The sequence below is a fragment of the Pyxidicoccus fallax genome, assembly GCF_012933655.1.
In the GTDB taxonomy this organism is placed as follows: domain Bacteria; phylum Myxococcota; class Myxococcia; order Myxococcales; family Myxococcaceae; genus Myxococcus; species Myxococcus fallax.
On the sequence record NZ_JABBJJ010000352.1, the window covers coordinates 1 to 12672 of the forward strand.

The window sequence follows — 12672 nt, forward strand, 5'->3', positions numbered from 1 at the left end:
GCGGTGGCCCCTCCTCCTCCGCCACGGGCCCGCGAGGAAGATGACTCCAACGCGCTGGACTCCCGCCAGCTGCTGCGCGTGCTCACCGCCGTGCGCAAGGGCGACTTCTCGCAGCGCATGCCCGTGGACAAGGTGGGCACCGCCGGCAAGGTGGCGGACACGCTCAACGAAATCATCGAGCTCAGCGAGCGCATGGCCCGCGAGTTCGAGCGCATCGGCACCGTCGTCGGCAAGGAAGGCCGCATCACCCAGCGCGGCAACGTGGTGGGCGCGGTGGGCTCCTGGGCGGACTGCGTCGATTCGGTGAACACGCTCGTCGCCGACCTGGTGCAGCCCACCACCGAAATGGGCCGCGTCATCGGCGCGGTGGCCAAGGGCGACCTGTCCCAGACGATGGCGCTGGAGGTGGACGGCCGTCCCCTCAAGGGCGAGTTCCTCCGCACCGCCCGGCTGGTGAACGGCATGGTGGAGCAGCTCGGCGCCTTCGCCTCCGAGGTGACGCGCGTGGCCCGCGAGGTGGGCACCGACGGAAAGCTCGGCGGTCAGGCCAAGGTGAAGGGCGTGGCAGGCACGTGGAAGGACCTCACGGACAACGTGAACTCCATGGCCTCCAACCTCACCGCCCAGGTGCGCAGCATCGCCGAGGTGACCACGGCCGTGGCCCGCGGCGACCTGTCCAAGAAAATCACCGTCGACGTGCGCGGCGAGATTCTGGAGCTGAAGAACACCATCAACACGATGGTGGATCAGCTCTCGTCGTTCGCCTCGGAAGTGACGCGCGTGGCGCGTGAAGTGGGTACGGAAGGCAAGCTGGGCGGACAGGCCGTCGTGAAGGGCGTGGGCGGTACGTGGAAGGACCTCACGGACAACGTGAACTCCATGGCCTCCAACCTCACGGCGCAGGTGCGCAACATCGCCGAAGTCACGACGGCGGTGGCCAACGGCGACCTGTCCAAGAAAATCACGGTGGACGCCAAGGGCGAGGTGCTGGAGCTGAAGAACACCATCAACACGATGGTGGACCAGCTCAACAGCTTCGCGTCCGAGGTGACCCGCGTCGCCCGTGAGGTGGGCACCGAGGGCAAGCTCGGTGGTCAGGCCATGGTGAAGGGCGTTGCCGGTACGTGGAAGGACCTCACCGACAACGTGAACAGCATGGCGTCCAACCTCACCTCGCAGGTGCGCAACATCGCCGAGGTGACCACCGCCGTGGCGAATGGCGACCTGTCCAAGAAGATCACCGTGGACGTGCGCGGTGAGATTCTGGAGCTGAAGAACACCATCAACACGATGGTGGACCAGCTGAACTCGTTCGCGTCGGAAGTGACTCGCGTCGCCCGCGAGGTGGGCACCGAAGGAAAGCTGGGCGGTCAGGCCGTCGTGCGCGGTGTCGGTGGTACGTGGAAGGACCTCACCGACAACGTGAACAGCATGGCGTCCAACCTCACGGCGCAGGTGCGCAACATCGCCGAGGTGACGACGGCGGTGGCCAACGGTGACCTCTCCAAGAAGATCACCGTGGACGTGAAGGGCGAGGTGCTGGAGCTGAAGAACACCATCAACACGATGGTGGACCAGCTCCGCGCGTTCGCCTCGGAGGTGACTCGCGTCGCCAAGGAAGTGGGCACCGACGGAAAGCTTGGTGGTCAGGCGGACGTGAAGGGCGTGGCCGGCGTGTGGAAGGACCTCACGGACAACGTGAACTCCATGGCGTCCAACCTCACCGCGCAGGTGCGCAACATCGCGGAGGTGACGACGGCCGTCGCGAACGGTGACCTGTCCAAGAAGATCACCGTGGACGTGCAGGGTGAAATCCTGGAGCTGAAGAACACCATCAACACGATGGTGGACCAGCTGTCGTCCTTCGCTTCCGAAGTGACTCGCGTGGCGCGCGAGGTGGGTACGGAAGGCAAGCTGGGTGGCCAGGCCGTCGTGAAAGGTGTCGCGGGTACGTGGAAGGACCTCACGGACAACGTGAACAGCATGGCCTCCAACCTCACGGCGCAGGTGCGCAACATCGCCGAGGTGACCACGGCCGTCGCGAAGGGCGACCTGTCGAAGAAGATCACGGTGGACGCCAAGGGCGAGGTGCTGGAGCTGAAGAACACCATCAACACGATGGTGGACCAGCTCTCCTCGTTCGCCTCCGAGGTGACCCGCGTCGCCAAGGAAGTGGGTACGGAAGGGAAGCTGGGCGGTCAGGCCATCGTGCGTGGCGTCGGTGGAACGTGGAAGGACCTCACCGACAACGTGAACAGCATGGCGTCCAACCTCACCTCGCAGGTGCGCAACATCGCCGAGGTGACGATGGCGGTGGCCCGCGGCGACCTGTCCAAGAAGATCACCGTGGATGTGCGCGGTGAGATTCTGGAGCTGAAGAACACCATCAACACGATGGTGGACCAGCTGAACTCGTTCGCCTCCGAGGTGACCCGCGTCGCCCGCGAGGTGGGTACCGAAGGAAAGCTCGGTGGTCAGGCCATCGTGCGCGGCGTCGGTGGAACGTGGAAGGACCTCACCGACAACGTGAACAGCATGGCGTCGAACCTCACGGCGCAGGTGCGCAACATCGCCGAGGTGACGACGGCGGTGGCGAACGGTGACCTGTCGAAGAAGATCACCGTGGACGTGCGCGGCGAAATCCTGGAGCTGAAGAACACCATCAACACGATGGTGGACCAGCTGAACTCGTTCGCCTCGGAGGTGACGCGCGTCGCCCGCGAGGTGGGCACCGAAGGAAAGCTGGGCGGTCAGGCCGTCGTGAAGGGCGTTGCCGGTACGTGGAAGGACCTCACCGACAACGTGAACTCGATGGCGTCCAACCTGACGTCGCAGGTGCGCAACATCGCGGAAGTCACCACGGCCGTGGCCCGCGGTGACCTGTCCAAGAAGATCACCGTGGACGTGCAGGGTGAGATTCTGGAGCTGAAGAACACCATCAACACGATGGTGGACCAGCTGTCGTCCTTCGCCTCCGAGGTGACGCGCGTCGCGCGCGAGGTGGGTACGGAAGGAAAGCTGGGCGGTCAGGCCGAGGTGAAGGGCGTCGCCGGTACGTGGAAGGACCTCACGGACAACGTGAACAGCATGGCCTCCAACCTCACCACCCAGGTGCGCGGCATCGCCAAGGTGGTGACGGCGGTGGCCAACGGCGACCTGAAGCGCAAGCTGGTGGTGGACGCGAAGGGCGAGATCGCCGAGCTGGCGGACACCATCAACGGCATGATTGACACGCTCGCGGTGTTCGCCGACCAGGTGACCACGGTGGCCCGCGAGGTGGGTATCGAAGGAAAGCTGGGCGGCCAGGCGCGCGTGCCCGGCACGGCCGGCATCTGGCGCGACCTCACGGACAACGTGAACCAGCTCGCCGCCAACCTCACCACGCAGGTGCGCGCCATCGCCGAGGTGGCCACCGCGGTGACGAAGGGTGACCTCACGCGGTTCATCACCGTGTCCGCTCAGGGCGAAGTGGCGGCCCTGAAGGACAACATCAACGAGATGATCCGCAACCTGAAGGACACCACGCGCAAGAACACGGAGCAGGACTGGCTCAAGACGAACCTGGCCAAGTTCACCCGCGTCCTCCAGGGTCAGCGCGACCTGCTCACGGTGTCCAAGGTCATCCTGTCCGAGCTGGCGCCGCTGGTCGACGCGCAGCACGGCGTCTTCTACATCTCCGAGCGCGCCGAGGGCGGGGACCAGGTCCTCAAGCTGCTGGCGTCGTACGCGTACCGCGAGCGCAAGGGCCTCTCCAACACCTTCAAGCTGGGCGAGGGCCTCGTGGGCCAGTGCGCCCTGGAGAAGGAGCCCATCCTCCTGTCGGACGTGCCGGACTCGTACATCCGCATCTCCTCCGGACTGGGCGAGGAGGTGCCGCGCAACATCGTCGTGCTGCCGGTGCTCTTCGAGGGTGAAATCAAGGCCGTCATCGAGCTGGCCTCGTTCCACCGCTTCAGCGAGGTGCACCTGGGCTTCCTGGAGCAGCTCACGGAGTCCATCGGCATCGTGCTCAACACGATTGCCGCCAACATGCGCACCGAGGCGCTGCTGAAGCAGTCCCAGGCGCTCACCGACGAGCTCCGCAAGCAGCAGGAGGAGCTCACGGAGACGAACAAGCGGCTGGAGCAGCAGGCCACGTCGCTCCAGCAGTCCGAGGAGCTGCTCAAGCGGCAGCAGGAGGAGCTGCGCCGCACCAACGAGGAGCTGCAGGAGAAGGCGAAGCTGCTCTCCGAGCAGAAGACGGAGGTGGAGCGCAAGAACGGCGAAGTCGAGCAGGCCAAGCGCGCCCTGGAAGAGAAGGCCGAGCAGCTCAGCCTGACGTCCAAGTACAAGTCCGAGTTCCTCGCCAACATGAGCCACGAGCTGCGCACGCCGCTCAACTCGCTGCTCATCCTCAGCCAGACGCTCAGCGACAACGTGGACGGCAACCTCACCACGCGGCAGGTGGAGTTCGCCAAGACGATTCACGCCTCCGGCGCGGACCTCTTGGAGCTCATCAACGACATCCTCGACCTGTCCAAGATCGAGTCCGGCACCATGGCCGTGGACGTGGGCCCGCTGCGCTTCAGCGACCTGCGCGAGTTCGTGGACCGCACCTTCCGGCAGGTGGCGGACAAGAAGGGGCTGGAGTTCGACATCACCCTGGGCAACGGGCTGCCGGGCGAATTGGAGACGGACGCCAAGCGCCTGCAGCAGGTGCTCAAGAACCTGCTGTCCAACGCCTTCAAGTTCACCGAGTCCGGCCAGGTGTCGCTGCAGATTGGCATGGCGAAGGCCGGGTGGTCCTCGGACCACCCGGTGCTGTCCGGCGCCCCGTCGGTGGTGGCCTTCACCGTGTCGGACACGGGCATCGGCATCCCGAAGGACAAGCATCAAATCATCTTCGAGGCCTTCCAGCAGGCGGACGGCTCCACCGCGCGCAAGTACGGTGGTACCGGCCTGGGCCTGTCCATCAGCCGCGAAATCGCGCGCCTGCTGGGCGGTGAAATCCGGCTGGAGAGCGAGGTGGGCAAGGGCAGCATCTTCACCCTGTACCTGCCGCTGGACTTCGTCGCGTCGGAGCGCCCGGCACAAGAGACGAGGACCCGCGAGCTGCCGCCTTCCCTGGCCGCGCTGCCGCCGCCGCACCTGGACGAGCCGAGCGTACCCGCGCTGGGGCGGATGGACATCGACGATGACCGCGCGTCCATCCAGCCGGGAGACCAGGTGCTGCTGGCGGTGACGCAGACGGTGGACCATGCGGCGCGGCTGCGCGCGGCGGCGCAGGGCACGGGCTTCAAGGTGCTCGTCTCCACGGAGGTGGAGGGGGCGCTGGACGCCGTGCGCAACGCGCGCCCGGTGGCCGTGGCCGTGGACCTGGACCTGCCGGAGATGGCCGGCTGGGTGGTGCTGGACCGGCTGAAGCACGACGCGGCCACCCGCGCCCTGCCGGTGTACACGGTGTCCGATGAGGACCACCGCGAGCGCTCGCTCAACCTGGGCGCCATCGGCCACCTCCAGGCCGCGGCGGACCCGGAGGCGGCGAAGGCCGCGCTGGAGTCGCTGAAGGACTTCGTCGAGCGCAAGGGCCGCGCCCTGCTCATCGTCGAGGACGACAACGTCCACCGGCAGACCCTGGTGGAGCTGCTGGGCAGCGAGGACATCCAGACGGTGGCGGTGGGCACCGCGGCGGACGCGCTGGGCGCCCTGGCCGAGCGCCGCTTCGACTGCATGGTGCTGGACCTGGGCCTGCCGGACATGGCCGGCACGGAGCTCATCCGCAAGGTGCGCGAGCTGCACGGCGCGGGCGGGCCGCCCATCATCGTCTACACGGGCCGCGAGCTGTCGCGCGCCCAGGAGACGGAGCTGCGCCGGGTGGCGGACGCCATCGTCGTCAAGGACGCGCAGAGCCCCGAGCGGCTCCTGGAGGAGACGAGCCTCTTCCTGCACCGCTCGCCCTCGCAGCTCACCGAGCCCAAGCGCCGCATGCTGGAGAAGGCGCGCGAGAGGGACCCGTTGCTCGTCGGCCGCAAGGTGCTGGTGGTGGACGACGACGTGCGCAACATCTTCGCCCTCAACACGGTGCTGGAGCGCTACGGCATGCGGGTGGCCTTCGCGGAGAGCGCGCGAGAGGGCCTGTCCCTGCTGGAGAAGGACGCCGAAATCGAGCTGGTGCTGATGGACGTGATGATGCCGGAGATGGACGGCTACCAGGCCATGCGCGCCATCCGCCGCATGGAGCGCGTCAGCCACCTGCCGATTCTCGCCCTCACCGCCAAGGCCATGAAGGGTGACCGCGAGAAGTGCCTGGAGGCGGGCGCGTCCGACTACATCACCAAGCCGGTGGACATCGAGAAGCTGCTCAGCCTGCTGCGCGTCTGGCTGCACGCCCCGCGCGGCGCGCAGGGCCGCGGCAACCGCACGGAGGTCTCCAGTTGAGCACCGGCGGTGCCAGCGCGGAGCTGGAGTCCATCGAGGTGGACCTGCTCCTGGAGGGCGTGGCCCGGCAGTGGGGCTTCGACCTGCGCAGCCATGCCCGGCCGCTGCTGCTCAGGCGGCTGCGGCGGCACCTGCGCGAGGAGCGGCTGGACACCTTCTCCGCGCTCCAGGCCCGCGTGCTGCATGACGGCGAGGCGCTGGAGGGGCTCTTGCGCACGCTGTCGTGCACGCCGACGTCGCTCTTCTCGGACCCGGCCTTCTTCCGGGACTTCCGGGCGCGGGTGGTGCCGGTGCTGCGCACGTGGCCGTCGGTGCGCGTGTGGCACGCCGGCTGCGGCACCGGCGAGGACACGTATGCGCTGGCCATCCTCCTGTTGGAGGAGGGGCTGTGGGGCCGGTGCCGGCTGTACGCGTCCGACTCCAGCGAGGGGCTGCTGGCGGACGCGCGCACCGGCGTGCTGCCGCTGCCCGGCGAGGAGGACGCGCGCCGGTACGTGGAGGCCGGCGGCAAGGGCGCGCTGACGGACTACTACACGCGCGACGGCAACTGGGCGCTGCTCCAGCCGAAGCTGCGCGACAGCATCTTCTTCACCCAGCACAACCTGGCCACGGACGGCTCCTTCAACGAGTTCCACGTCATCGTGTGCCGCGACACGCTGCTGACCTTCAACCGCACCCTGCACAACCGCGTGCACGGGCGCCTCTTCGAGAGCCTCGCGCGCTTCGGCTTCCTGTGCCTGGGGCGCAAGGAGTCCGTGGCGCGCACGCCGCACGCCTCGGCGTACGAAGAGCTGGAGGGCAGCGGCCGCATCTTCCGGAGGGTGACATGAGCCCCGTGGGTGTCCTGGTGGTGGGGGCGCCGCGCGCGGCCGCCGCGGACGTGGAGTCGCTCCTGACGCTGCTGCCGAGGGAATTGGCGGTGCCGGTGGTGGTGGCGCTGCACCGCGGGCCGCATGACGCGCTGGCCGCGCCGCTGGGGCGCCGCTGCGCGCTGCCGGTGGTGGAGCCGGACGACAAGGACGACCTGGTGCCCGGCCGCGTGTACCTGGCGCCCTACGGCTACCACCTGCTGGTGGACAAGGGCTGCGTGGCGCTGTCCGTGGAGCCGCCCGAGCACGGGCAGCGTCCCGGGCTCGACGCGCTCTTCGAGTCCGCCGCGGACAGCTACGGGCCTCGCGCCGCCGGGCTGCTCTTCACCGGGCACGAGGACGGCGTGGCGGGGCTGCACCGGCTCCAGGCGCGCGGCGGACGCGTGGCCGTGGTGGGCGAGGACTGGGAGGGCGGCGAGGGGCAGGAGGGTGAGGTGGAGCGGCTGTCGCCAGGAGGGCTGGGGGCCTGGCTGGCGCGCCTCGCCTGGGCACCGCGTGCCCGGGGCCTGCCGTGAGCGCGCCTCCTTCGCGCGAGCGCCCGCCGGCGGAGCCGGCCTCCATCCTGCTGGTGGATGACCAGCCCGAGGGGCTGCTGGCGCTGGAGGCCACCCTGGCGCCCCTGGGGCAGCGGCTGGTGCTGGCGAAGAGCGGCCGCGAGGCGCTGCGCCACCTGCTCACCCGCGACTTCGCCGTCATCCTGCTCGACGTCATCATGCCGGACATGGATGGGTTCGAGACGGCGCAGCTCATCCGCGAGCGGGAGCGCAGCCGCGACACGCCCATCGTCTTCCTCACCGCCCTGTCGCGCGGGCAGCTACCGGAGCTGCGCGCCTACGCGGTGGGCGCGGTGGACTACCTCCTCAAGCCCTACGAGCCGGAAATCCTCCGCTCCAAGGTGAGCGTCTTCGTGGAGCTGTTCCGCAAGACGGAGCTGGTGAAGCGCCAGGCGGAGGCCCTGCGCGAGGCGCAGCGGCGCGAGCACGAGCGCGAGCTGGGGGACGCCAACCGGCGCACCGAGGCCGAGCGCGGCCGGGTGCGCGAGGAGCTCCTGCGCCGGGAGATGGAGGCCCACCGCAACCAGCAGCGCTGGCTGGAGGCGGTGCTGGCCGCGCTGCCCACCCCGGTGGCCCTCGTGGAGCCGGGCAGCGGGCGCACCCTGGTGGCCAACCGGGCCGCGCAGGGGCTGGCGGGCGGGTGTCTGGCGTACCGCGAGGCCCGCGCGCTCCACCCGGAGGCCGTCTTCCGGGGCGCGGACGGACAGCCCCTGCCGGACGCGGCCCTGCCGCTGATGCGGGCGGCCCGGGGCGAGTCGCTCCTGGGTGTCACCGTGGAGTGGGAGGTGAATGGTCAGCGCGGGGTGGCGCTCGCGTACAGCGAGCTGCTGCCGCGCATGCACGGCCGCCCGGAGACGGTGCTGCTCGCGCTGCTGGACGTCACGGGCCTGCGCGCCGCCGGGAAGCCGCTGGACGTCGGGCCCCTCTCCCGACTCGCGGAGGGACTGAGGAACCTGCCGCCCCCCGACGCCGCCACTCCACCCGCCCGGCCGCTCACGGAGGGCTCCCCACCCGAGGAGGACTCCGACCGGGCAGCCATGACCCAGCCTCCCGAGCGCTGAACACAGCGCGTCAGTAAATCATTGACGCCCCAATAAACATGGGCAAGGTGGGCGTGTGAGCGATGCCGGACTTCCCTCGCGGGTCCAGCGCTTCATCACGACGCACATCGACTCCCTGGAGAAGCTGGAGGTGCTCCTCCTGCTTCGGGCCCGAACGGAGAGGGAGTGGACGGCGGCGGCGGTGAGCCAGGAGCTGCGAATCACAGAATCGTCCGCGGCCGCGAGGCTGATGGACCTGACCGCCCGCCGGCTGCTGGTGGACAACGGGGCCAATCCGCCCGCATATCGCTACAGTCCCGCGGACTCGGAGGACGTGCAGGCGGTGACGGAGCTGGCGGCGGTGTACGGAACGAAGCGGGTGAGCGTCATCTCCTTCATCTTCTCGCGGCCCCTGGACAAGGTCCGGGGCTTCGCGGAGGCGTTCGTGTTCAAGAAGGACAAGGACGGCGGCCATGGTTGAAGCGGTCTACATCCTCTGTGCCTTGACCAGCGTGACGTGCGCGGTGCTCCTCTTGCGCGCCTGGAAGCGCACCCAGTCCCGGCTGCTGCTGTGGAGCGGCCTGTGCTTCGCGGTGCTGGCGCTCAACAACATCCTGCTCTTCATCGACCTGGTGCTGCTGCCCACCTCGGTGGACCTGTACCTGCCGCGCCTCATCACCGGGCTGGCCAGCGCGGTCATCCTGCTCTACGGCCTCATCTGGGACGCGTCCTGAGGGTGCACGCATGATCAACCCCCTGATCAACGGCGCGGCGGCGATGGCATGGCTGGCGTGCGCGATGTTCTTCCTGCGCTTCTGGAAGCAGTCGCGCGACCGGCTCTTCGGCTTCTTCGCGCTCACCTTCACGCTGCTGGCCGGCAATGCCGTGGCCGGCGGGCTGCTCGACGTGGACGACGAGCGGCGCCACTACATCTACGTGGTCCGCCTCTTCGCCTTCCTCCTCATCATCTACGCCATCTGGGACAAGAACCGCGCCGGCCGCCGCGCCAGCGGTGGGTAGCCCTCGCCACGCGGCCGTCAGCCGGTCCTCGCGGAATCGTCACCTTTGTTTCCGTGAATTCGTGAAATACGCTCTCTCCAGACTTCCCTGGAGGAGCATGGATGCGTCTGGACCGTCGTAACTTCCTTCGACTCTCCGCGCTGGGTGGCGGCGCACTGGCGTTGGGCCCGGGCTTCTGGAAGGAGGCCTATGCCGCGCCGGCCCAGCCGGGGCCGAGCCCGTACGGGGCGATGTCCGGCTCGCCGGACGCCAACGGGGTGCGGCTGCCAGCGGGCTTCACGTCGCGCATCATCGCCCGCTCGGGGCGGGTGGTGGGGACGACGGGCTACACGTGGCACTCGGCGCCGGACGGCGGGGCGTGCTTCGCGCTGTCCACGGGCGGCTGGGTGTACACGTCCAACAGCGAGCTGTCCTCCGGCGGCGGGGCGAGCGCGGTGCGCTTCGACGGAGGCGGGGCCATTGTCGGCGCGTACCGCATCCTCTCCAACACGCGGAGCAATTGCGCGGGCGGGCCCACGCCGTGGGGCACGTGGCTGTCGTGCGAGGAGTACAGCGGCGGGCGCGTGTGGGAGTGCGACCCGACGAAGGCCTCGCAGGGCGTGGTGCGCGGCGCGCTGGGCACCTTCGCGCACGAGGCGGTGGCGGTGGACCCGGACGGCCAGCGGCTGTACCTCACCGAGGACACCACCAGCGGGCGCTTCTACCGCTTCACGCCGTCCGCGTGGCCGTCGCTGGCGGCGGGCACGCTGCAGGCGGCGAAGGTGACGGGAGACCCGCTGGCGGGCACGGCCACGCTGAGCTGGGTGAACTGCTCGGCGTCCAGCCCGGCGTCCTCGCAGTCCTCGGTGGCGTCGCAGACGACGGTGTTCAGCGGCGGCGAGGGCTGCTGGTACGACAGCGGCGTCGTCTACTTCACCACCAAGGGTGACAACCGCGTGTGGGCGCACACGCCGGCCACGGGGAAGCTGGAGGTCATCTACGACGACAACCTCTACTCGGGCTCGCCGCTGACGGGCGTGGACAACGTCACGGTGTCGCGCTCGGGGGATTTGTTCGTCGCCGAGGACGGCGGCAACATGGAAATCTGCATCATCACCCCGGGGCCCAACCGGGTGGTGTCGCCCTTCATCAAGCTGGAGGGGCACTCCGCGTCCGAAATCTGCGGGCCGGCCTTCAGCCCGGACGGGCGGCGGCTGTACTTCAGCTCGCAGCGCGGCACCTCCGGCCTGTCGAGCGGCGGCATCACCTTCGAGGTGAGCGGCCCGTTCCGGTGAGCGGCTGTCCGGGGCGCCGCGGCCCGCACCGCGCGGCGCTCGGGCGTCTTCCGGGAACGCTTCGCGGGGGCAGCGGTGGAGGCCGTGGCGAGCGCCAGGCGGCGCTCCGCCGTCGCCCCGGAAACGGTGCGCTCCCTCGCCCGGCGGGCGGCGGGGCGCGCATTGCACGGTGCAGCGCGGGCGGGGCGTGAGGTCGCTTGACGGTGGCCGGGGCTCCCGGGAGAACCGGGGGCCTATGGCCGCTTCCGCGCTTCCCCGCTTCTCGCCGCGTCGCGCCCTGGGGCGCACCGGCTTCACCGCCACGGCGGTGGGCATCGGCGACATCGCCGACCGCTCCACGCCCCACGAGACACTCGTCACCACGCTGCGCCGCGCGCTGGACGCCGGGCTCAACGTCATCGACACCGCGCCCAACTACGAGGAGGGCCTGAGTGAGAAGACGGTGGGCGAGGCCCTGCGCGGCCGGCGTGGGGACGTCTTCCTCATCGACAAGGTGGACGAGCTCGACGCGCCGGTGGCGCCGCAGGTGGAGGGCAGCCTGCGCCGGCTGAAGCAGGACGCGGTGGACCTGTTCGTGTTCCACGCCGTCTCGGAGCCCGCGGTGTGGGAGCGGCTGGCCGCGCCCGGCGGCGGCATGGAGCAATTGGGCCGCTGCGTGCACGAGGGCAAGGCGCGCTTCCGGGGCATCTCCAGCCACCACCCGGACGTGCTGCGCGCGGCGCTGCGCTCCGGGCTGTGCGACGTGGTGATGTTCCCCCTGGGCCCCTTCGTGGACGCGCGCTACGTGCTGGACGTGCTGCCGCTGGCGCGCTCGCTGGGCGTGGGCGTGGTGTCCTTCAAGACGTTCGGCGCGGGCAAGCTCCTGGGCGACACGGAGGGCTACGGCCGCCCGCTACAGGCCCGGCCGCGCGGCAAGGTGGGCTCCGGCGGCAAGGAGGACCGGGGCGCGCCCTCGCTGCCGCACCTGAGCGTGGAGACGTGCGTGCGCTACACGCTCACGCTGGACCCGGACGTCATGCTGATGGGCATGAGCCACCCCAACGAGCAGGACGCGGCGCTGCGCGCGGCCGCCGCCTTCCAGCCGCTGTCCACCGAGGAGATGGCCCGCGTGCGCGAGCGGGCGCGGGAGGCCATCCAGGGCAAGGGGGCCGTGTGGTGGGACCCGCCCGCCGCGGCGACGGGCGCGGGGTAGACACGGCCCCATCGGACCGCCGCGCGCGGAGAGCCTCCGTGTGGGAAGGCCTGTCCGCGGCGATGGGCGCGGGGCAGACGGCCCGGTCGGGCCGCCGCGCGCGGAAAGCCCCGCGTGGGAAGGCCCGTCCGCGGCGACGGGCGCGGGGTAGACACGGCCCCGTCGGACCGCCGCGCGCGGAGAGCCTCCGCGTGGGAAGGCCTGTCCGCCGCGACGGGCGCGGAGCAGACGGCCCCGTCGGACCGCCGCGCGCGGAGGGCCTCCCGCGTGGGAGGGCCCGCCGGCCTGGAGCGGGTGGGGCCGGGG

At 70.0% G+C, this 12672-nt stretch carries 10 protein-coding genes; all 10 read left to right on the plus strand.

Translation table 11 applies throughout. From position 1 onward, the window contains the following. Positions 1 to 3 precede the first annotated feature (3 nt). Positions 4 to 6417 carry a HAMP domain-containing protein gene (locus tag HG543_RS44075; protein ID WP_169350963.1) on the plus strand — a complete coding sequence of 2138 codons (6414 nt, stop codon included), beginning with the start codon at positions 4 to 6 and terminating at the stop codon, positions 6415 to 6417. Continuing rightward, positions 6414 to 7247 (plus strand): CheR family methyltransferase, encoded by an 834-nt coding sequence (locus HG543_RS44080; RefSeq protein ID WP_169350955.1) that lies wholly within the window; start codon positions 6414 to 6416, stop codon positions 7245 to 7247. Before HG543_RS44075 ends, HG543_RS44080 begins: the two co-directional genes overlap by 4 nt. After that, positions 7244 to 7801 carry a chemotaxis protein CheB gene (locus HG543_RS44085; protein ID WP_169350956.1) on the plus strand — a complete coding sequence of 186 codons (558 nt, stop codon included), beginning with the start codon at positions 7244 to 7246 and terminating at the stop codon, positions 7799 to 7801. Before HG543_RS44080 ends, HG543_RS44085 begins: the two co-directional genes overlap by 4 nt. Beyond that, positions 7798 to 8901 (plus strand): response regulator, encoded by a 1104-nt coding sequence (locus tag HG543_RS44090; RefSeq protein WP_169350957.1) that lies wholly within the window; start codon positions 7798 to 7800, stop codon positions 8899 to 8901. Before HG543_RS44085 ends, HG543_RS44090 begins: the two co-directional genes overlap by 4 nt. A 55-nt stretch (positions 8902 to 8956) precedes the next feature. After that, positions 8957 to 9361, plus strand: a complete 405-nt coding sequence (locus HG543_RS44095) for a hypothetical protein (protein WP_169350958.1) — start codon at positions 8957 to 8959, stop codon at positions 9359 to 9361. Further along, positions 9354 to 9614, plus strand: coding sequence for a DUF5985 family protein (locus tag HG543_RS44100; protein ID WP_169350959.1), 261 nt, complete (start codon positions 9354 to 9356; stop codon positions 9612 to 9614). The genes HG543_RS44095 and HG543_RS44100 overlap by 8 nt, the downstream gene beginning before the upstream one ends. Before the next feature lie 10 nt (positions 9615 to 9624). Beyond that, positions 9625 to 9900, plus strand: coding sequence for a DUF5985 family protein (locus HG543_RS44105; protein WP_169350960.1), 276 nt, complete (start codon positions 9625 to 9627; stop codon positions 9898 to 9900). Between the two features lie 101 nt (positions 9901 to 10001). Further along, the gene (locus HG543_RS44110; protein WP_169350961.1) at positions 10002 to 11174 is read left to right on the plus strand and encodes an alkaline phosphatase PhoX; all 1173 of its coding nucleotides are present in this window, start codon (positions 10002 to 10004) and stop codon (positions 11172 to 11174) included. A gap of 235 nt (positions 11175 to 11409) precedes the next feature. Further along, positions 11410 to 12366, plus strand: coding sequence for an aldo/keto reductase (locus HG543_RS44115; protein WP_169350962.1), 957 nt, complete (start codon positions 11410 to 11412; stop codon positions 12364 to 12366). 114 nt (positions 12367 to 12480) lie between these two features. Continuing rightward, positions 12481 to 12672: hypothetical protein (locus tag HG543_RS54775; protein WP_211194571.1), on the plus strand; the 192-nt coding region annotated here is incomplete at its 3' end.